Source organism: Soonwooa sp., assembly GCF_032062245.1.
Taxonomy (GTDB): Bacteria; Bacteroidota; Bacteroidia; order Flavobacteriales; family Weeksellaceae; genus Soonwooa.
Map to the genome: position 1 here is coordinate 19195 of NZ_DAMBQF010000012.1, position 21953 is coordinate 41147.

General features: G+C 35.5%; 21 protein-coding genes. 18 read left to right on the forward strand and 3 right to left on the reverse strand.

Annotated elements, in window-relative coordinates; all coding sequences use genetic code 11:
• The first annotated feature begins 40 nt into the window (after positions 1–40).
• The 14 genes from RT037_RS07855 (at position 41) to RT037_RS07920 (ending at position 11618) form a co-directional block, all read left to right on the forward strand.
• The gene (locus RT037_RS07855) at positions 41–601 is read left to right on the forward strand and encodes an ElyC/SanA/YdcF family protein (RefSeq protein WP_185116707.1); all 561 of its coding nucleotides are present in this window, start codon (positions 41–43) and stop codon (positions 599–601) included.
• A 135-nt stretch (positions 602–736) separates the two neighbouring features.
• Positions 737–1348 carry a uridine kinase gene (gene udk / locus RT037_RS07860; protein WP_313029725.1) on the forward strand — a complete coding sequence of 204 codons (612 nt, stop codon included), beginning with the start codon at positions 737–739 and terminating at the stop codon, positions 1346–1348.
• Positions 1348–1698, forward strand: a complete 351-nt coding sequence (locus RT037_RS07865; protein WP_313029730.1) for a septum formation initiator family protein — start codon at positions 1348–1350, stop codon at positions 1696–1698. Before udk ends, RT037_RS07865 begins: the two co-directional genes overlap by 1 nt.
• 2 nt (positions 1699–1700) lie before the next feature.
• Positions 1701–2858, forward strand: a complete 1158-nt coding sequence (locus tag RT037_RS07870) for a methylmalonyl-CoA mutase family protein (protein ID WP_313029731.1) — start codon at positions 1701–1703, stop codon at positions 2856–2858.
• Positions 2859–2984: 126 nt separating this feature from the next.
• Positions 2985–4136, forward strand: a complete 1152-nt coding sequence (locus tag RT037_RS07875) for a class I SAM-dependent methyltransferase (RefSeq protein WP_313029733.1) — start codon at positions 2985–2987, stop codon at positions 4134–4136.
• Between the two features lie 89 nt (positions 4137–4225).
• The gene (locus RT037_RS07880) at positions 4226–4462 is read left to right on the forward strand and encodes a hypothetical protein (protein WP_313029734.1); all 237 of its coding nucleotides are present in this window, start codon (positions 4226–4228) and stop codon (positions 4460–4462) included.
• A gap of 78 nt (positions 4463–4540) precedes the next feature.
• A complete protein-coding gene (locus tag RT037_RS07885; protein ID WP_313029736.1) occupies positions 4541–5923 on the forward strand; it encodes a dipeptidase in 1383 nt (460 codons plus the stop codon).
• A 64-nt stretch (positions 5924–5987) separates the two neighbouring features.
• Positions 5988–6695, forward strand: coding sequence for an SDR family oxidoreductase (locus tag RT037_RS07890; RefSeq protein ID WP_313029739.1), 708 nt, complete (start codon positions 5988–5990; stop codon positions 6693–6695).
• 225 nt (positions 6696–6920) lie between these two features.
• Complete coding sequence (locus tag RT037_RS07895) at positions 6921–7667, forward strand: electron transfer flavoprotein subunit beta/FixA family protein (RefSeq protein ID WP_313029743.1); 747 nt, start codon at positions 6921–6923, stop codon at positions 7665–7667.
• A 93-nt stretch (positions 7668–7760) separates the two neighbouring features.
• Complete coding sequence (locus tag RT037_RS07900; RefSeq protein ID WP_312321715.1) at positions 7761–8708, forward strand: electron transfer flavoprotein subunit alpha/FixB family protein; 948 nt, start codon at positions 7761–7763, stop codon at positions 8706–8708.
• 273 nt (positions 8709–8981) lie between these two features.
• Positions 8982–9593, forward strand: coding sequence for a bifunctional nuclease family protein (locus RT037_RS07905; protein WP_313029745.1), 612 nt, complete (start codon positions 8982–8984; stop codon positions 9591–9593).
• 24 nt (positions 9594–9617) lie between these two features.
• Positions 9618–11009: a nucleoside permease gene (locus RT037_RS07910; protein ID WP_313029747.1), complete on the forward strand. Its 1392-nt coding sequence runs from the start codon at positions 9618–9620 to the stop codon at positions 11007–11009.
• A gap of 95 nt (positions 11010–11104) precedes the next feature.
• Positions 11105–11440, forward strand: a complete 336-nt coding sequence (locus RT037_RS07915; protein ID WP_313029751.1) for a HopJ type III effector protein — start codon at positions 11105–11107, stop codon at positions 11438–11440.
• 55 nt (positions 11441–11495) lie between these two features.
• Positions 11496–11618 carry a hypothetical protein gene (locus tag RT037_RS07920; protein WP_313029754.1) on the forward strand — a complete coding sequence of 41 codons (123 nt, stop codon included), beginning with the start codon at positions 11496–11498 and terminating at the stop codon, positions 11616–11618.
• 57 nt (positions 11619–11675) lie between these two features.
• Here the strand turns inward: RT037_RS07920 and RT037_RS07925 are convergent, their stop codons facing one another.
• Together RT037_RS07925 and RT037_RS07930 are read right to left on the reverse strand one after the other, a co-directional pair.
• Positions 11676–13106: a hemin receptor gene (locus tag RT037_RS07925; RefSeq protein ID WP_313029756.1), complete on the reverse strand. Its 1431-nt coding sequence runs from the start codon at positions 13104–13106 to the stop codon at positions 11676–11678.
• Positions 13107–13165: 59 nt separating this feature from the next.
• On the reverse strand, positions 13166–14194 hold the full coding sequence (locus tag RT037_RS07930) for a prolyl-tRNA synthetase (RefSeq protein WP_313029757.1): 1029 nt from the start codon (positions 14192–14194) through the stop codon (positions 13166–13168).
• A gap of 146 nt (positions 14195–14340) precedes the next feature.
• Between RT037_RS07930 and proS the strand changes: the two genes are divergently transcribed.
• The 4 genes from proS to RT037_RS07950 all read left to right on the forward strand — a co-directional run bounded on the left by proS (position 14341) and on the right by RT037_RS07950 (position 20519).
• On the forward strand, positions 14341–15816 hold the full coding sequence (proS, locus tag RT037_RS07935; RefSeq protein ID WP_313029758.1) for a proline--tRNA ligase: 1476 nt from the start codon (positions 14341–14343) through the stop codon (positions 15814–15816).
• A gap of 80 nt (positions 15817–15896) precedes the next feature.
• Positions 15897–17204 carry an OmpA family protein gene (locus RT037_RS07940; RefSeq protein WP_313029759.1) on the forward strand — a complete coding sequence of 436 codons (1308 nt, stop codon included), beginning with the start codon at positions 15897–15899 and terminating at the stop codon, positions 17202–17204.
• Between the two features lie 105 nt (positions 17205–17309).
• Complete coding sequence (locus RT037_RS07945; protein ID WP_313029760.1) at positions 17310–18644, forward strand: Nramp family divalent metal transporter; 1335 nt, start codon at positions 17310–17312, stop codon at positions 18642–18644.
• Positions 18645–18749: 105 nt separating this feature from the next.
• Positions 18750–20519 carry an aminopeptidase P family protein gene (locus tag RT037_RS07950; protein WP_313029761.1) on the forward strand — a complete coding sequence of 590 codons (1770 nt, stop codon included), beginning with the start codon at positions 18750–18752 and terminating at the stop codon, positions 20517–20519.
• 94 nt (positions 20520–20613) lie between these two features.
• Here RT037_RS07950 and RT037_RS07955 read toward each other — a convergent pair whose 3' ends face one another.
• Positions 20614–21834 carry an S-adenosylmethionine:tRNA ribosyltransferase-isomerase gene (locus RT037_RS07955; RefSeq protein WP_313029762.1) on the reverse strand — a complete coding sequence of 407 codons (1221 nt, stop codon included), beginning with the start codon at positions 21832–21834 and terminating at the stop codon, positions 20614–20616.
• Positions 21835–21953: the final 119 nt, after the last annotated feature.

Genomic DNA, 21953 nt, shown 5'->3' on the forward strand with positions numbered 1-21953 from the left:
CAAGACCATCTTTATCAGCCTTGAATTGATTTTTTTGTTGATGCTGCTTGCTAACTTCTGGGTTTTTGCCTTGACGAGTGGGAGGACTTACACCAAAATCAGCAAAGTTCCACCACGCGAATGCGCCTTGGTTTTGGGAACTTCTCCAAAGATGAAATCTGGTTTTGCAAATCCTTATTTTACGTCTAGAATGGCTGCTGTTGGGACTTTATATCACCACGGGAAAATTAAAAAAATAATCGTGAGTGGCGAAAAGTCAAAAAATTATGATGAGCCAGCTGCGATGAAGAAGTTTTTGGTTTATACAGAAGGTGTTCCGCCAGAGATTATCATCGAAGATCCGAAAGGCTTTAACACACACAAAAGTATTTTGCGTTGCAAAGATGTCTATAAACAGAGCAATGTCATCATTGTTTCGCAAGGTTTTCATAATCTGAGAGCGCTATTTTTTGCTCGTAATAACAATATGAACGCTTTGGGATTCGATGCACAAGATGTTACTAAAAACGAAAGTTATTATCGCAACCATACCCGCGAATTTTTCGCAAGAGTTTTGGCGGTGTTCTATTATGTTTTGGGAATTTCGCCTAAAGAAAATTAATTCTTTTTTTTAATAAGATTTGTTTTAAACTTTAAAAACTAAAATCATTAAAAACAATATCCAAATCTCATTATTTCTTATCAATTCTTTTGTACCGAATGTTATTTTTAAATTAAATTTGTAAAAAATCAAAGTATGCTTGTAATTGGGATTGCCGGAGGAACGGGATCAGGAAAAACGACTGTTGTTAACAAAATTCTCCAACAGCTTAATGTTGAAGGCGTTAACGTTCTTTCTCAGGACAATTATTACCATGATAATCCAAATTTAACTTTGGTGGAGCGTGAAGCGCTCAATTATGACCACCCAAAATCTATCGATTTTGAATTGTTGACGCAACACGTTAAAGCGCTTAAAAATAATCAATCGATTGAGCAACCTGTTTATTCGTTTGTGACGCATTCGAGAACTGGTGATCATGTTTTGGTGGAGCCGAAAAATGTATTAATAGTCGAAGGAATTCTAGTTTTAACAAATAAAGAATTGCTTAAAGAATATGATCTTAAAGTCTTCGTACACACAGATTCTGACGAAAGATTAATCCGAAGAATTCGTCGCGATACACAAGAACGTGGAAGAGATTTGCAAGAAGTGCTTCATCGCTACCAAACGACGCTTAAACCGATGCACCAAGAGTTTATCGAACCATCAAAAAACGAAGCCGATCTTATCGTACCGAACATGAAAAACAATACCGTTGCTATTGATTTTCTGACCACAGTTATTAACAATTCATTGAAAAAATAATGAAAGAGCTGATCAAAGATATCAAGAAGAAATCTAGCGGTTATAAATTTGTAACCAGCTACATTCTTAATAAATATACCATTACTTTGGTGGCGTTTTTTGCATGGATGATATTCTTTGACAACACCTCTTTTCTAGTTGTTAATGAACTAAATGGTGACATTACAAAGTATGAGCATCAGTTGGCTTATTACAAATCCGAATACGAGAAAAACGATGCTTTCTACAAAAAGCTGATGAATAATAAAGACGAGAAAGAAAAATATGCTCGTGAAAATTACTTCATGAAAAAGCCAAATGAAGAAATCTTTATTCTCGTTGCCGATAGTACAAAAATTGATAAAAAGTAAAAATGGAATTTCCGAAAGTTAGTCTTCAAGATTGGGAACAATTGGTGAAAAAACAATTGAAAACTGATGATATTGATAGCGTTTTAATCAAAGAAAATCTTGAAAATATTGTTGTAAAAGGTTATTACGATAACAGTACACCAAAAGCTGAAAAGCTCCCGCGTATCGAAGAAAGTACACATCTTGTTGCTAAATACAAAGACTTTTTGGAGGAAGATGCCTACGCTTTTTTGATAGATAAAGATGTTAAAGTTTCGGAGAAAACTTTGTTTTTTTCTAATCCAGATTTAGTAAATCTTACAACAGCTGAGACCAATCAATATGTTAGTTTGGTTGATGTTTTTTCTAAAGATGCTAGTATTGATGAAGCTTTGGTGCAGTCTTTAGTTAAAAATAATTTCAAAAGAAATATCGGTGTCGATGTTTCAGTTTATCAAAATGCTGGAGCTTCTATAGTACAGCAATTGGCGATTGCTTTAGCAAAATCTAAAGATTTGGTGGAGAAATTTGGATCTGAAATTTTAGAAAAACTAAGTTTCAGATTCGCAATTGGACATCAATATTTTTTAGAAATTGCTAAAATTAGAGCGTTTAAATATTTGTTCAATCAACTTTCTAAAGAATATGGATTGAATTTATTTCCATACATTTTTGCGGAGACAAGTTTTAGAAATAAAGCCAATAACGACGAAGAGAATAATTTGATTCGATCGACGCTAGAGTTGTCTGCTGCGATGATTGGCGGTGCTGATGCGGTTTTTGCCAACGATTTCAAAATTAAAAATCAAACCAAACTTTCTGAAGAGTTGTCTTTTAAGCAGATGATTGTTTTGGCGTACGAAAGTATTATCAACGTTTTTGAAGATGCGACGTCTGGAAGTTATGTAATCGAAGATGTGACACGCCAGTTGTCTGAGCAAGCTTGGACTTTGTTTTTAGATTTTGAAAACAAAGGTGGATTTGCGGAGAACATCAAAAATGGAGCAATCCAAGAGATGATTTTCGAGCAAGCGACGAAAGAGCAAACTTGGGTAGAAGAAGGCAAAATCAAGTTAATCGGTGTTAATCTTTATCCAAAGTTGGAGGTTAGAAAGCAAGTTTCGGATCTTTACAATGACAACGAAATAAAAGCTGTACGATGGGCAGAAATGTTTGAATAGTTTTTTTTAATCGTCAATTTGAATAGTTTTTCGAAATCTAAATGAGAAAAATTGTAGCGAAAATGGATTGACAAAATAAAACTTCTATAAAAAATTCGAACTGACGTATTTTCAGATATTTTAAAAATGGAAAAACTTCTTAAGAAAGAAATTCAAAATTATATTAATGCAAATCTCGACGCAGATTTGCATTCTTTGTTATTGAAGAAATCACCTTTTGAGGGCGTTTCTATGCAAGAAATTGTGCAACAAATTAAAGGTCGAAAAGTTGCCGAAAAGAAGTTTCCGTTTTTGAAAAAAGACAACATTATTTTTCCTCCAAATCTCAATCTAGAACAAGCTTCGTCAGAAGTTACGGCGGCTTATAAATCTGAATTTTTAAAAGGTAAAAACTTCCTCGATTTGACTTGTGGTTTTGGAATTGACGCTTATTTTCTTTCCAAGAATTTTGATGAAATTGATTTGGTTGAGCAGAATCCACAGCTTATCAAAATTGTTGAACAAAATTGGAAAATCCTTGGCAGAAAAGCTAATTTCCACAGTCTTGATTTAGAAGATTTTTTAAGTCAAAACAAAAGGCATTTTGATGTCATTTATCTCGATCCCGCGCGTCGTGACCAAAATCTAAAGAAGAAATTTTTATTGGAAGATTTATCACCCAATATTTTAGAAATTCAAGATCAATTATTAGAAATTGGCGATAAAGTTATCATTAAACTTTCGCCGTTAATCGATATTAGCTATTTGGTGTCGGAGGTTAAATATCTTTTGAAAATTGAAATTATTGCTTGGCGAAATGACGTTAAAGAGCTGGTTTTAACTTTAGAAAAGAATGTTGTTTCGGGTAATCCATTGATTTCTTGTATTAATTTGGAAAGTCAAGATTCTACATTCGAATTTCATTTTGAAGATGAGAAATCAATAAAAGCTGACTTTGGCGAAGTAGAAGATTATCTTTATATTCCAAATAATGCAGTTCTAAAATCGGGTGCATTTAATAGTATTTCGAAATTATTTAATCTTAAAAAATTACATCCAAACACGCATCTTTACACATCTTCGCAATTGTTAAATGATTTCTCAGGAAGAATTTTAAAAGTAGAAAATATCGATCCTAAAAAATTAATTAAAAACGAGAAGTTTAATATTATTTCTAAAAATCATCCATTGACGCCAGACGAGATTAAAAAGAAGTATAAAATAAAAGACGGTGGACAAGATTATTTAGTTTTTACACAAAGTCAAAAAGCCAAATTGGTCCTCCGTAGTTTACATTAAACATAATTAATAAGATTCGGAATAAATTTCTGATAATTATTTTGTTGTACGAACGAGTTTTAGTAATTTTGAACTTTAAAATTTTAAGAATGAAAAAATCTCTTTTATTATTGGCTTCAGCTTTATTTGTAGTATCTTGTAGTTTACCAGAAGGAGGTAACAAAGGTCGTCTTAAAAAAACTGACGATGTTGTTAGATATGACGATCCTAACGCACCACACGGAACTTACGAAACTAAAGTTGACACGACAAAAGCTGCTCCAGTACAGACTGCGGTTGCGACGCCAACAGAAGCTGCAAAAGTTGATACTGTTAAAGTTAAGTAATAATAGATTCTCACAATATATAATGTCTTACTCGCGTGAGACATTTTTTATATCAATTAATTCCAAATAGTTTTAGATATGAACGAAACTCAAAATTATATTCAGGAAAACAAACAACGTTTTTTAGACGAGTTGTTTGATGTGTTAAGAATTGCGTCAATTAGTGCTGATCCAGCTTACAAAGACGAAGTTCTGAAATGTGCTGACACGGTAGCGGATCACTTAAAAAAAGCGGGTGCTGACAATGTAGAAGTTTTAAAAACTAAAGGCTATCCTGTAGCTTATGGCGAAAAGATGATTGATCCCGCTTTACCAACGGTTTTGGTGTACGGACATTATGATGTTCAACCAGCTGATCCGTTAGAATTGTGGACAAGTGATCCTTTTGAGCCAGTCGTTAAGAAAACAGAATTACATCCAGACGGTGCAATTTTCGCACGTGGTTCTGCGGATGATAAAGGTCAATTCTTCATGCATGTTAAAGCTTTCGAAGCCATGATGAAAACGAATTCTTTGCCTTGTAATGTTAAATTTATTATTGAAGGAGAAGAAGAAGTTGGTTCTGCAAGTTTAGCTGATTTCTTAGAAGAAAATAAAGAAAAACTAAAATGTGATGTTATCTTGATTTCGGATACGCATATTTATTCGGTTGAGCAGCCAACGGTTACGACAGGACTTAGGGGTCTTAGCTATGTAGAAGTAGAAGTGGAAGGTCCTAACAGAGATTTACATTCTGGACTTTATGGAGGCGCAGTTCCTAATCCAATTAATGTTTTAGCTAAAATGATTGGTGACCTTATCGATGACAAAGGCCATATTACAATTGATGGTTTCTACGATAATGTTTTGGTTGTTTCTGACGAAGATCGTAAAGCAATGAACAAACTAAAAGATGACCCAGAAGCTTACAAAAAGTCTATTGGATTAAATGACATCCAAGGCGAAGAAGGCTACACAACTTTAGAAAGAGCATCTATCCGTCCAACATTGGATGTTAATGGTATTTGGGGAGGTTATACTGGCGAAGGTGCAAAAACCGTTATCGCTTCTAAAGCTTTTGCTAAAATCTCAATGCGTTTGGTTCCGAATCAAACACCTGAAGAAATTACAGAGAAATTCACAAAATATTTCGAGAAGATTGCTCCTAAAAGTGTTAAGGTTAAAGTGACGCCTCACCATGGTGGAATGCCTTATGTTTTAGAAAGCGATACTAAAGAATTCCAAGCTGCTAAAAAAGCAATGGAACAAGCTTTCGGTAGAGAAGTCCTTCCTTATAGAAGTGGCGGAAGTATTCCGATTACGTCTTTATTTGAAAAAGTATTGGGTGCAAAATCAGTATTAATGGGCTTTGGTCTAGACTCTGATGCGATACATTCTCCTAACGAACATTATGGATTGTATAACTATTACAAAGGAATTGAGAGTATCCCATATTTTTTTGAATATTATACAAAAGGTTAAAATATATTAAAAGACTATTCGAAAGGATTGTCTTTTTTTATTTTTGTAGAACTAAATTATCAATATGTCACAAAATAAAGTAGCTTATATAACAGGTGGAACAAAAGGCGTTGGTTTTGGAATTGCAGAAGTTCTGCTGGAGAATGGTTTCAAAATCGCTTTCTCAGGGCGAAAAGCTGAAGATGTAGAAAAAGCTTCAAAACAATTGGATGCTTCTGGCGACAATGTTTTAGGAATTATTTCGGATGTTAAAAATTTTGACGATGAGCAAAAAGCGATTTCGAAAGTTGTTGAGAAATTTGGAAGATTAGATTTGGTAATTGCTAATGCAGGTTTGGGACATTTTGCACCAATCGAAGATTTGAGTATCGATGATTGGCAGGATATGATTGATACCAATTTGACGGGCGTTTTTTATACTTTAAAATCGAGCATCGACGCTTTAAAGAAAACCGAAGGTTATTTTATTTCGATTGCGAGTTTGGCTGGCGAATACTTTTTTGAAAAGGGAAGTGGTTATAATGCTTCCAAGTTTGGTGTTGTAGGATTTACACAAGCAGCCATGTTGGATCTTAGAAAGTACAATATTAAATGTTCTGTGATTTTGCCGGGCTCGATTAATACCTATTTTAACAATTCGGAACCGTCAGAAGAAGAGTCGTGGAAGATACAACCGAGAGATGTTGGTGATTTGGTTTTAAATATGATGAAAATGGATCCTCGTGTTTTACCATCAAAAATTGAATTAAGAGCTTCTCAAGTCAAAAAATAATTAAACAAAATAGGATTGCGGATTTATAAATGATTTTTGGGAATTATGATTCTTGTCAAAACTTTGGATTTGTTTTAAAATTTAATTCAAAACTTTTTGAAGATTCTTGTCATATTCCTTTTAATCAAATGTTGACGGATTCTTATTCATAAAATAACAAAATATTATGCGTGCATAGTATTATTTAGTATATTTACAAAGCTTAATTTCAAAAAAATTATCCAAATGAAAATATTAGTTTGCATCAGCAGTGTGCCTGATACGACAAGTAAAATTAACTTTACAGCAGACAAATCTGCTTTCGACAAAAACGGAATCCAATGGGTAATTAATCCTTTGGACGAATTTGCTTTAACAAAAGCTATAAAATTACAAGAAAGCCAAGGTGCTACAGTTACTGTGGTTAACGTTGGTGATGCTGGGACAGAAGCTGTTATCCGTAAAGCATTAGCAATTGGTGCTAACGATGCAGTTAGAGTTAACTCAGAAGCTAAAGATAGTTATTCGGTGGCTAAAGAGATTGCCAAAATCGCTCAAGACGGTGCATACGATGTTGTATTAGCTGGTAAAGAATCTATCGATTATAACGGTGGAGCAGTACCAGGTATGGTTGCAGCATTGCTTAACCAACCTTTCGTTAACGCTTGTGTTGGTCTAGATATCAACGGCGCAGAAGCTACAGCAGTTAGAGAGATTGAAGGTGGTAAAGAAACTATTTCTGTTAAACTACCTGCAGTTATCGCTGGTCAAAAAGGTATTGTTGAAGAAAAAGATCTTATCATCCCTAATATGAGAGGGATTATGTCTGCAAGAACAAAGCCTTTACAAGTTGTAGAACCTAGCAATAAAGAAGTTAAAGTTGATGCTATTTCTTTTGATGCAGTTCCGCCAAGAGCAGCTGTTAAATTGGTTTCTCCTGACAACTTAGACGAATTGGTAAGATTACTTCACGAAGAAGCTAAAGTTATCTAATATTAGAGACTAGAAGATAGAATTTTTGAGATACAAGATTACTCGGATATTATCTTCTAATCATTAAATCTTTTAATTTTTAAATTCAAGAAAATGGCAATATTCGTATATGCAGAAAATATAAATGGTGTTTACAAAAAAGCAGCTTTCGAAGCAGTTGCTTACGCCAAAGCTATTGCAGACCAAGCTGGTGATACTGTAACAGCTATCTCTATCAACCCAACAGATTCTTCAGATTTATTGTATAAGTATGGAGCATCAAAAGTAATTAATGTTAAAGACGAAGGACTTAAAAATTTCAGCGCAAAAGCTTATGCAGATGCAGTAGGACAAATCGCTGATGGCAACATCGTTGTTTTCCCTCACACAACAGATGCATCGTCTATCGCACCAATGTTAGCAATCCAAAAAAATGCATCATTGTTAACTAACGTTATCGCTGCGCCAGAAAGCCTTTCACCATTCCAAGTGAAAAGAAAAGCTTTCTCAGGTAAAGGATTTATGCATGCAAAAGCTGATGCCGCTAACGTTATCGCGACAGTATCTCAAAATGCTTTCGGTGCTAAAGAAAATGCAGTTTCAGGTTCCGAAGAAGTTAAAGATCTTAGCATCGTTAACGAAGATACAAAAGTGGTTAGCCACGAGCAATCATCAGGTAAGTTAGACCTTAAAGAAGCCGAAATCGTTGTTTCTGCAGGTCGTGGTCTTAAAGGTCCAGAAAACTGGGGAATGATCGAAGATCTAGCAAACGTACTTGGCGCTGCAACAGCATCGTCTAAGCCAGTTGCTGATATCGGTTGGAGACCACACGCTGAGCACGTTGGTCAAACAGGTAAGGCAATTTCGCCTAACTTATACATCGCAGTAGGTATTTCAGGAGCTATCCAGCATTTGGCGGGTGTAAACTCATCAAAAACTATTGTAGTTATCAACAACGATCCAGAAGCACCGTTCTTTAAATCTGCAGATTATGGAGTAGTTGGTGACGCGTTCCAGATCGTTCCTGCCTTGGTAGAAAAACTTAAAGCCTTCAAATCTTAACCGATTTTTAGACTAGATATAAAGCCTGAGAATCTTCTCGGGCTTTTTTATTTGGGCGCCATTTCCGCCTTCCGTTCCCACTCTTTATTGCCGACGCTTTATGCCAAGCAAAAAAAGGAGTTCCACTCAAGTCGGGGCGCGGAGAAGGGATAATTAGCAATTTTTCAAAATCTAAAATTTAGGATATTTTGCTTATAGTCTTTTACAAATCAATTAATTATACTTGGTTTAAAAACTGACCTCCAAATTCCTAAAAAACTTTATATTTGCTAGATGGATTATAAAAGACTTATCATAAGAGGAATTTCCTATAGCCAGACACAATCTGGAGCCTATGCATTATTATTAGAACACGAAGAGACAGGTGTCAAACTACCTGTTGTTATAGGCAATTTTGAAGCACAATCCATATCACTCGGTCTAGAAAAAGATATACAACCACCGAGACCATTGACGCACGATCTTTTTTCAAGCTTCGTAAAGGCAACGCAATACCGATTGAGTTCTGTTGTTATTTATCAAATTTTGGACGGCGTTTTCTTTTCAAACCTTGTTTTTACTAATAACATTTCGGATGAAGAATTAATTTTGGATGCACGCACGTCGGATGCTGTTGCAATGGCAGTTCGATTTGATGCACCTATTTTTACGACGGAACAAGTCCTTAGCGAAGCCGGAATTCTTTTAGAAATCAACGAACCTGAAGAGATGTCTGCGGATGTTGCAGATAATCAAAATACCGAAGAATTAGAAGGAGCCAGTCTTGGCAATTTGTCATCGCAAGAATTAGCGCAACTTTTAGAAGACGCAGTTAAAGAAGAAGATTTTGATACCGCTTTACAAATACAAGAAGAGATCAAAAAGCGCAACCGAAAGATTGAATAATATTTCTATTTACATTTCATAATTATGAACATAAAATTACGTTTAACGATACTGAGTTTCCTTCAGTTTTTCGTTTGGGGAGCTTGGCTCATTACAATGGCTAACTTCTGGTTTGGGACAAAGCATTGGGATGGGACGCAATTCGGTGCTGTATTTGGTACAATGGGGATTGCTGCGATCTTTATGCCTACTATTACAGGTATTATTGCTGACCGTTGGATAAATGCCGAAAGAATTTATGCAATTTTACACGTGCTGTATGGCGCAACATTATTTTTGTTACCACATGCAGAAAGTCCAAATTCGTTTTTTTACATTATGTTGCTGGCAATGTGTTTTTATATGCCAACAATTTCATTATGTAACTCGATATCTTACAATGTCCTAAAAAACAATAATCTTGATGTGGTTAAGGATTTTCCACCAATCAGAGTTTGGGGTACAGTTGGATTTATTGTAGCAATGATTATCACCAATCTTACTGGTAATAAAGCAACGGAAGGACAATTCTACATTGCTGGAGCTGTTGCAATCCTTTTAGGAATCTACGCGATAACGCTTCCAAAATGTCCTCCACAAAATCTTATTGATAAAAATGCACCTTTAGCTGAGCAGTTAGGACTTAATGCCTTCAAGCTTTTCGGAAATTATAAAATGGCTTTATTCTTCATTTTTTCGATGTTGTTGGGTGCTGCTTTACAGTTGACAAATGCTTATGGTGATGTATTCTTAAGCGAATTTGCGAATTTTCCTAAATATGCTGACTCTTTTGTAGTACAACGTTCGACCATTATTATGGCGATTTCTCAAGTTTCTGAAACTTTGTTTATTCTAGCAATTCCTTTTTTCTTAATTAAATATGGGATTAAAAACGTCATGCTTATCAGTATGTTGGCATGGGTTCTTCGTTTCGGATTGTTTGCTTTTGGTGATCCACAAGGTGGTCTTTGGATGATTATTATGTCGTGTATCGTTTACGGTATGGCATTCGATTTCTTTAATATATCAGGTTCTTTATTTGTAGAAACAACTACTGAAAAGAACATTCGTTCCTCTGCGCAAGGTCTATTTATGATGATGACTAACGGTTTCGGAGCGGTTATCGGAAGTAATGTTGCAGGCTGGATGATTGATAAATTCTTTACGCACAAATTTTCAACTGCGACCGAATTGGCAACTTATCTAGAGACAACACCAGATAATCCAACGTTTTTAGGAATCTTGAAAAACTCTTTCAACGCTAGTGTTGGACCAGATGGTGTACTGTCAAAAGCTGTTATGATGAAAAACTGGCACGAAATCTGGCTAAGTTTCGCAATCTATGCGCTAATTGTTGCGATAGCATTTGCTGTTTTATTTAGACATAAACACAATGCGGAGACCATGGCAAAAGCAGTTGATAATTCTGGTCATTAATTGATTTAACTAAAATATTACAAAACTCCGAACTCTATCGATTTCGGAGTTTTTTTATTGTATTTTTGAAACTAAAGATTTTTAAATTTAAAACAATGACAATTTTAGAACAGATAAAAAACGGAGAAACGAATTTTGATTTTAATGATGTTATCGCTGATATTGACAAGCATTATGACTTTTTTCCAACCAAATTTACGAATGGTGATCAAATTAACGTTGCTAATCAAAACAATGGCTCTTGCAAAATTTTTTATTTTGCTAAAATAAATAACCTCAGCAAAGAGCAGACTTTAGATTTGTTCGGAGATTATTACAAAAAAGAGGTATTACAAGATCCTGAAGGAGACAATCATCAAAATATCCGAAACTTTATGAAGTATGGTTGGGACGATGTAAAATTCGATGGTGAAGCTTTAGTAGAAAAATAATCTAGCTTTTGATTATGGCTTAAATCTTGTTTGTAGTAGTTTAAATATTCAAATTATGAGATCGAGATTATTAAAAACACTGTTGACAATCTTAGCGCCGATTGTTATCGATTATGTGGTTAAGAAAGTGGTACAAAAGAAAACGCAGCCAACCGATAAAGCGTTGCAACAGTCTTAAAAATTAAAAAAGCTATTCGAATTTCGAATAGCTCTTTTTATTATGTTTTCGTTCGGATTAAAATTTCCAACCAAGCGTAAATACTAAATTGTTCATTTGATTTTTAACTTTCGACACGGCATAAGCCGAGGAGTTAACATCAAAATTGTTACTGTAATAACCAGTGCCTTTATTTGCAGAACCATACAAGAATGGATTCTCATATTCTGATGACACATTTTGATAAGCTGCATCGATGTAGAAGGCCTTAAAGTCATAACCAAGACCTACGCCCAAAGTATTTCTTTTAGATAGCATTAGATGGGAGTAATTAACATCTTGTATTGATCCATCATTATTATAGCTAGACAACATAATGTTGTTAAATGGATTATTTGCAAATGCATAACCAGCTCTCACACGAAGACCTTCATAACGATATTCAGCCCCAAGTCTTACTTGTGATGAGTTTTTATAATTCTCATTATAGAAAGCATTAAGATCTGAATTTACTGCTGAAGCCGTTGTATATTTAGGCTTACTTAATCCTTGGATATAATCGATGTTAAGAGCGAAATTCTTATTAGGAACAAAAGCTGCACTCAGCGTTGCATTGAAAGGCGTTCTTAGATTTCTAGATTCCGAGAATTCGGCAGTATCTGTATAACCATTATCCGCAATGGCATAATCTCTGTATACTCGGTCTACCTTCCACCATGTTGGTGTTTCAATAGCTGCTCCTAGACGGAATTGATTGTTGATTTTACCAATAATACCAAAGTTAGCTGAGAATCCTCTCGAATCTTCTAAATAAGGTGTGTATTGCTTTTCATACGAACCAGTAACATTATTTGCATCTAAATTAAAAAATGCATAATCGTTTTGCGTATAACTAATGCTGCTCATCTTAATACCAGCTCCTAAATAGATTCTGTTATCGTAATTGGCTCCAATCGTAAAATCAGTTTTATCTGAACGGCCATCTCTGCTATAGACATGCCCTTGGTAGCTTAAAGTACCGACTAGTGGATTATTATTTGCATCTATTAAATCTTTCTGGATTTTGATATTGCTATTTCCTGGTGTTCCAACTTGGTCATTTAAGAAAGTTGAATTATAGCTAAGACCTATGTTTACGAATTTCCATTTAGAATTAAGATTACTTAAGTCAAACGCAATTATTGCAGAGGCGTTACCTAAATCTGTTTTATTAACTTTATTAGAAGCAGAAGCGCTACCTAATGTACTTGTATTCTTGTTAGAATAGGTTGATAAACTAAGACTAAGGTCACTGACAATGTTAACTCCTAAACCTGCAGGGTTAACATTAACACTAGAAATGTCACCTCCTAAAGCTCCCATTGATCCCGCCATGCCTACATATTTTGCGGTTCCATTAATGCTATTGTTGTTATAGACGTCGGTTGTATTCTTAATTTCTGATATGTCCTGAGCTTGTAGATAAAAAGCTGCTGGTAAAGTAAGTATCAGTAATGTTCTTTTTAACATATTAAAGTTCTTTAATAAAGACTGTTTTATAAGTTTATAATTAATTTTTTTAAATGGAATTAACGTCCACCAGATCTCATTCCTCCTCCAGAACGCATACCACCACCAGCGCTACCGCCCATAGTTCCGCCAGATCTAGTACCACCAGTAGAGTTGAATGCTCCACCACTAGATCCGCTACTACGATATCCGCCAGAATTTTGCATTGGTGTTGAATTTCTGAAACCACCGTTATTACTACGAATACTACTATCGTTTCTCATACCACCATTTTGGCGGGTAGATCCGTCGTTATGTTGATTTGGGAAACTTTGCGGATTTCTGTAACCTCCCATATTGTTAGGATTTCTTACATTAGCATTATTTCCATTATTAATCATACCTTGATTACGAGTGCTACCATTAGAATTTCTTATGCCAGCATTATTAGTCATATTTCTTACACTATTTTCTCGCAGCATGCCAGAAAGTCTGTTCCCGTTTGTATTTCTCGTTCCTTGCGGAATATAGTATGAGTTGTTGCCATAGTAAGGATAGTACCCGCCGCCATAACCATAATAGTACGGTGAGTAATAAGGTGAATAGTAGCTTCCCCAATATCCACCACCATAACCATAACCCCAGAAAGGATCATAGAAACTGTTGTAATACCAGGGGCTTCCCCAACCCCAATTCATTCCGATATTCCAACCATAGCCCCAACGAGAACCATAATATGGCATACCATATCCATAATATCCAGCTCCCCAACCCCAATTATTATTGGTGTAATAAGTCTCTGTTCCTGTATAATTTCCCCAATCAGATTCATAACTTCCGTAACGATTATTACTAAGTTGTTGGTTTTTCACAGATTGCTCAACAATACCGACATCACCATAGTCGTAATATTGGTCGACCTGATTGCCATAATTCCCCGAATAGCCTTCTGGAAGGCTATCTCTACTAGGATCATAGTATACACCATCAGTCTCAGAATAACCTCCTGTATAGACAATACAAGACGTTAATAAGAAGCTGCTGGAAATCATTATTAAGGCTTTTGACTTAACAAGATTAAAAATGTTATAATTGTTAAAAGTTTTCATTTTCAACAGAGTATTAAGTTTATTATATTTGCATTTCTTTATACCAAATTTGTACCACAAAGTACGATAAATAGGCAGGTAAAATTACTGCTTTTATTTTAGATTGGCTTTATAAAGAAAAGTTAAAAAGAAATATCAAAAAATTTATGGCAAAGTTAACAACAAGGGCAGAAGATTACAGCAAATGGTACAACGAATTGGTTGTAAAAGCTGACTTAGCAGAAAACTCTGGTGTGCGTGGTTGTATGGTAATTAAACCTTACGGTTATGCAATTTGGGAAAAAATGCGTGATGAGATGGATCGCAAATTCAAAGAAACAGGACACGTTAATGCTTATTTCCCCTTGTTTGTCCCGAAAAGCTTGTTCGAAGCAGAAGAGAAGAATGCGGAAGGTTTTGCTAAAGAATGCGCGGTTGTTACGCATTACCGTCTAAAAAATGATCCCGATAATCCAGGGAAATTAATTGTTGATCCTAATGCAAAATTAGAAGAAGAACTTATTGTTCGTCCAACTTCTGAGGCTATTATTTGGAGTACTTATAAAAATTGGATTCAATCTTATAGAGATTTACCAATCCTGATTAACCAATGGGCAAATGTGGTACGTTGGGAGATGAGAACACGTCTATTCCTTAGAACTGCCGAATTCCTTTGGCAAGAAGGGCACACAGCGCATGCAACGCGTCAGGAAGCCATTGACGAGTCAGAACAAATGTTAGATGTCTATGCAGATTTTGCAGAGAACTTTATGGCAATTCCTGTTGTTAGAGGTATTAAAACACCATCTGAGAGATTTGCTGGTGCAGACGAAACTTATTGTATCGAAGCACTTATGCAAGATGGTAAAGCTTTACAAGCCGGAACGTCTCACTTTTTAGGACAAAATTTTGCAAAAGCTTTCGATGTTAAATTCACTAATAAAGAAGGTAAAATAGAATATGCTTGGGCAACTTCTTGGGGAACTTCGACCAGATTAATGGGTGCATTAATTATGACACATTCGGATGATCATGGTTTGGTATTGCCACCAAGTTTGGCTCCAATTCAGGTGGTTATTGTTCCTATTTTTAAAGGAGAAGAACAATTAGAAGAAATCAGCAAAGTAGCTTTGGATATTCAAGCAAAATTAAAAGCGAAAGGTATTTCTGTTAAATTTGATAACGATACACAGAACAAACCAGGTTGGAAGTTTGCTGAATACGAACTAAAAGGTGTGCCAGTAAGAATGGCAATTGGTCCTAAAGATTTAGAAAACGGAACTGTCGAAATTGCGAGAAGAGATAATTTGACTAAAGAAGTACAACCAATTGATAATGTAGATACATATATCGAGGAATTATTAAAAACAATTCAGCAAGATGTGTTTAATAAAGCTAAAACTTACAGAGATACTCACGTAACTAAGGTTGACACTTATGAGGAGTTCAAAAAAGTTTTAGAAGAAAAAGGCGGATTTATTTCAGCACACTGGGACGGTACAGATGAAGAAGAAGAGCAAATCAAAAATGAAACAAAAGCCACTATTAGATGTATTCCTTTAGAAAATGATATGGAAGAAGGCATATCTCTTATTACAGGAAAACCATCAAAACAACGTGTTTTATTTGCGAAAGCATATTAAAATTTAGTTTTATTTGCTAAAAAGTTAACACATGGTGTAGTTTTTGATTGTCTTAGTATTATCAAAAAAAATAAACACTTATGGCAATTAACTTAATCGACCTGATCAAAGGACAACTTAGTCCAGAAATTGTATCACAAGTATCCACACATTTAGGAGAAAGTAACTCAAATGTGTCAAATGCAATCAGTGCATTCTTACCAGCTATCATTGGTGGAATGGCAAATAATTCGGAAGACTCAACACTTTTCTCTACTCTGAAAAGTCTTGCGTCTTCCGATTTTGTTTCTCAGATGACGAGTGGTTCCGACCGCGTTGCTGGAACTATCAAGTCAATAATTTCTTTAATTTTTGGAGGAAAAGCAGATACTTTGGTTAACACGGTATCTAATTTTGCTGGTGTAAGTCCAGCTTCTGGTCATCAATTATTAGATCTAGTAGGAGGGAGTAGTTTTGGATTTTTAGGTAAGTATATTACTGATAACAATCTAGATCAAAACCAATTCACTAATTTATTAAATGACCAAAAAGGCATTGTTTCGGGCTTATTACCAGCGGGTCTTAGTCTTGCAGGTTTAGGTCTTGGTGGCGCTGCAGCAGCTGCAACTCCGACTCCGACTCCAACAGTGGAAGTTCCGAAGCCAGTTGTTAATAAAGAGACAGAGTATGTTGACTCTGGCGCTCATGTTACCAGAAGCGGAAATGTACACACACCACCACCAAATGACAATGGAGGAGGAGGTTCTATCCTGAAATGGTTACTTCCATTATTACTTCTTTTATTAGCTGGTTGGTTCTTATGGAAACAATGTGGCAAAAAAGCGGATACTGTACCTGCTGGTACAACGGATAGTACTGCAATCATAACAGACACTGTTGCATCGAGTACAACAGTTGATTCTACTGCTAATGGTACAACCGTGAATAGAGAAAGTATGGTAGTAACTTTACCAAGTGGTAAAACTATTAATGCTTACAAAGGAGGTATCGAAGATCAAATCGTTACATTCTTAAAATCTGACGAGTACAAAAACTCAACAGAAGCGCAACTTAAAGACAAATGGTTTAATTTTGATAATTTAAATTTCGAATTTAATTCAACTAAATTAACACCAGAATCTCAAGTTCAGTTAGATAATTTGAAAGCTATTCTTGCTGAATTCCCAGCGGCTAACATCAAAATTGGTGCTTACACAGACAAAAAAGGAGATGCTGCAACTAACCTAAAATTATCTAAAGAAAGAGCTACAGCTGTTAAAACTGCTTTAGGTTCTGCTCAAGTTAAAGAAGCAGAGGGTTATGGTTCAGAGTTTGCAAAAGTTTCAGCTGATGCTTCAGACAAAGAAAGAGAGGCGGATAGAAAAACTGCAATTCGTTTTGTGAAGTAAATTATTAAAACTTTATAAGAAAAAAGCTACCAAAATTGGTAGCTTTTTTTGTGAAAATAAATTAATTATGTAATTTTGTTAGATTATTCTAACAAAATATTTTTAATGTTCAAAAAATCTAAAGAAGCTTGGCGAAGAGAGAAGCACCAACATTCTCTTCAAGAAGTATATTCATCAATAAAAGTTCCGCAGGATGCAGGTTTTTGGAAAAAGCTTTTGGCTTTTACAGGACCAGGGCTAATGATTGCTGTTGGTTATATGGATCCCGGAAATTGGGCTACTGATATCGAAGGTGGCGCAAGTTTCGGTTATACATTGTTATCAGTTATTTTGATTTCAAACCTTTTTGCGATCGTATTACAACACCTTTCTTTAAAGTTAGGAATCGTTGCAGAAAGAGATTTGGCGCAAGCTTGTCGCGATCATTTTAGTCCGCCAGTTAATTTTGCACTTTGGATTCTCTGCGAAATTGCCATTGCGGCTTGTGATCTGGCAGAAGTCATCGGTACGGCGATTGCGCTTAATTTGCTCTTTGGTATTCCGTTGACTTGGGGCGTCGTCATCACGGTTGTTGATGTTTTCATCATTTTATTTTTACAAGCCAAAGGTTTTCGGATTATAGAAAGTATTGTTGGAGGTTTAATCTTCATTATTTTAGGTTGTTTTATTTACGAATTAATCGTTAGTAAACCTGAGATTTTCCCAATTCTACATGGTTTAGTTCCACAAAAAGAAGTGGTGACCAATCCGCACATGTTGTATATTGCCATCGGAATTCTTGGTGCGACTGTTATGCCGCACAACCTTTATCTACACAGCAGTATTGTCCAAACTAGAAATTATCCAAGAACTACAGAAGGCAAAAAAGAAGCGATTAAATTTGCGACCATTGATAGTAGCTTTTCTCTGATGTTGGCGTTTTTTATAAATGCTTCCATTTTGATTTTGTCAGCGGCGACTTTCCACACAAGTGGACATCATGGTGTTGCAGATATTCATGATGCATATCAACTTTTGACACCGCTTTTAGGTACAACTTTCGCGAGTATTTTCTTTGGAGTTGCTTTATTGGCTTCTGGGCAAAATTCAACTTTGACAGGGACTTTAGCAGGTCAAATCGTTATGGAAGGTTTTCTAAATATTAGATTAAAACCTTGGGTTCGTCGTTTAATAACGCGACTTATTGCTGTTATTCCAGCCTTAATTGTAGCCATTCTTTATGGTGAAAGAGGAACGTCGCAACTGTTGGTTTTCAGCCAAATTATTTTGTCAATGCAACTGAGTTTTGCTGTTATTCCGTTAGTAATGTTCACAAATTCTAAATTAAAAATGGGACGTTTTGCTAACAAACCTTGGTTAAAAACTTTAGTAATTATCATCAGCGGAATTATCCTTGGATTAAATTCATATTTACTTTATTTGACGTTTACTGGTATATAAGATTTAAGAAGTTTGCATTAAAATTTAGGATTTTTATAAGATTTCAAAATTGGTCTAGTCCTTAATATTGACTAATTTTATCTCCTGAAATTTCCGAACCTTATTATGACAACACAAGATAAATTAGCAAAGCTTCGCGAAGCAATGCAAGCGCAAAATATAGATGCGTACATTATTTTTTCCGCAGATCCTCACATGAGCGAATATCTTCCTAACGAATGGAAGGAGAGAACCTGGTTAACCGGTTTTACTGGTTCGGCGGGTTTTGCGGTCGTTACTAAAGACAGAGCTGGCGTTTGGACTGATGGTCGTTATTTTGTTCAGGCTAACGCAGAACTAAAAGATTCGACAATTGATTTGATGAAAGAAGGAGTGGAAGGAACGCCACAATTTGTAGATTGGATTATTTCTGAAATTCCAAAAGCTGGAAAGGTTGCCGTTAACGCAATTGCAACGTCTAACGCTAACTGGGAATTGGTCGAAAATCAATTGAAGAAAGCTGATATTAGTTTAGTAGATTTAGCTTTATTAAATGACATCTGGACAGATAGAGGAACGCCTTCTAAAAATGAAGTTTTTGTGCATCCTGTTGAACGCGCTGGCAAATCGGTAACTGATAAGCTTTCGGATATCCGTCAAAAAATGGACGAAATGGGAGCAACTGCGCATATTATTTCAAGTTTGGACGATGTCGCTTGGACGCTTAATCTACGAGGAAGCGACGTGCAATCTAACCCAGTATTTTTAGGCTACATTTATTTATCTCGTGACGAAGCAATTTTGTTTGTGGATCTAGATAAACTTAATAAAGAAGCTAAAAATCTAATGGATGCATCTAATGTTAAAATGATGCCTTATGCCGATTTTTATTCATTTTTAAAATCGATAAAGAATCAAAAAGTTTTGGTTTCACCAAATACCAATCAAGCCATTATTCATACTTTGGTTAATGATAATACATTGTTAAAAGCTGCGGTTCCGGGTAATCTTATGAAAGCTCAAAAGAACGAAGCAGAGTTGGCTGGTCTCAGAACGGTGATGGAGCGCGATGGTGTTGGGATGGTGAAATTCCTATATTGGTTGACACACAATGTTGGTAAAGAATCGATGACAGAATATTCGATTGGACTTAAATTAAGAGAATTCCGTGCAAGTCTTGATAATTTTGTTGGCGAAAGTTTTGGAAGTATCGTTGGATACGAAGGCAACGCCGCGTTACCACATTATTCTGCCAAGAAAGAGGGAAGTTCTGATGTTACTAATAAAGGAATTATCCTTGTAGATTCTGGAGGTCAATATCTGGAAGGGACAACCGATATTACAAGGACTTTAGCGATTGGCGAAGTTTCGGAGCAGTTCAAAATAGATTCGACTTTGGTGTTACAAGGTATGATCCGATTATCGATGGTTAAATTCCCGAAAGGAACTCGTGGTGTACAATTGGACGCAATTGCGAGACTTCCGTTGTGGATGGCTGGCAAAGATTATGCGCACGGCACTGGTCACGGTGTTGGCAGTTTTATGAACGTACACGAAGGACCACAAAATATACGTAAAGATCTAAATCCGCAAGAATTACTTCCAGGAATGGTGGTTTCTAACGAGCCAGGTTTCTATTTGGAAAACAAATACGGAATTCGTCACGAGAATCTTCTTGTGGTTAAAGAAGTTGAAACAACAGATTTCGGAACTTTCTATGATTTTGAAACTTTGACGTTCTGCCCATTCTTCAAAGATACCATTGTGAAAGATATGCTTTCGCAAGCTGAAATCGATTGGTTAAATGCTTATCACAAACAGTGTGAAGAAAAAATTGGTCCACATCTAGATGGTGAAATCAAAGAATGGTTCTTAGATTTGGTTAGTCCTTTGTAAATATTAAATATTATTAAATAAAAATAATAATCCTCGTCAGTTAGCCTGCGAGGATTTTTTTATGGGATTAAATGAGCTTCATTTTTAAAATAAATTATGGTAGCAATAGACTACCGTCACCGTAACTTAAAAATCTAAAATTATTCTTCAACGCATAATCATAAAGTTCATGCCATTTTTCACCAATTAATGCCGAAACTAGCAATAACAATGTAGACTGCGGTTGATGAAAGTTGGTGATAAGACCTTTTGCAATTCGGAAAGTGTAGCTTGGTGCAATAATAATTTCTGTCTCTACAGAAATATGGCTTTGCTCATCTTCTTTAACCCAATTAATTAATGCTGAAATAGCAACCTCAGCAGAATTAATAGTTTCGGTTTCGTATGGTTCCCATTGTGTAACTTTTAGATTTTCAAAAAGAATATTCGGATTGTTGGCCACTTTATTTCCCATCCAAAAAATGCTTTCGACAGTTCGCATGGATGTTGTACCAACAGGAATAATGGGACGATTAATATTTTCTAAAAGATGTTCTAAAAAATCAATGCTAATATTCATACATTCAGAATGCATGATGTGTTCGTCCATTGTTTCAGATTTCACAGGTTTGAAGGTTCCTGCGCCGATATGCAAAGTTGTGAAAAGTGTTTCGATGCCTTTACTATGAAGATCATCCAAAATCCTTTTTGTGAAATGCAAGCCCGCTGTTGGTGCCGCAACAGATCCGTCATGTTCGGAGTAAACAGTTTGGTAAGTTTCTTCATCGGTTTTGTCCGCAACTCGTTTAATATAGGGTGGAAGCGGAGTAACACCTGCAGCATTAACCACATCCGCAAACGGAATTTCTTCTGGTGACCACGATAATTTTACCACATAAGAATCGGGAAGTTTTTCAATAATCTCAGCAGTAAGTTCTACATTTTTATTATCAATTTCTAAAATTTTAGTAAGCTTTGGTGTTCTCCATTTTGCAACTTTCCCAATAAGGCAAGTCCAAAGCACGCTTCCCTGTTTCTGAAAATAATCTTCGTAATTGACGTTTTCGCCATAGGGTTCTAGGCAAAAAACCTCGATGGTTGCGCCAGTTTCGTTCGTGAAAAACAATCTAGACTTTATAACTTTGGTATCGTTAAAAACCAAAACTGCATCATTTGACAAATAATCTGATATATGTTGATAAATATCGGTTGAGATGTCGTTGTTTTTGTAAACTAAAAGCTTGGACGAATCTCTAGGATTTGCGGGATTGTAAGCGATATTTTCGTTGGGTAAATCGTAAGTAAAATTTTCGATTTTCAGTTCTCGTGGATGCATTATGCAAATTTGTGAAAAGTTTTAAAAATACACAAGGCGATAGGTTTTAGTTGTTGGTTTTAGTGTTTGTAAAGATATTGGATGATTATTTTTCCAGTTAGTAGTCTTAGCCCTGATGG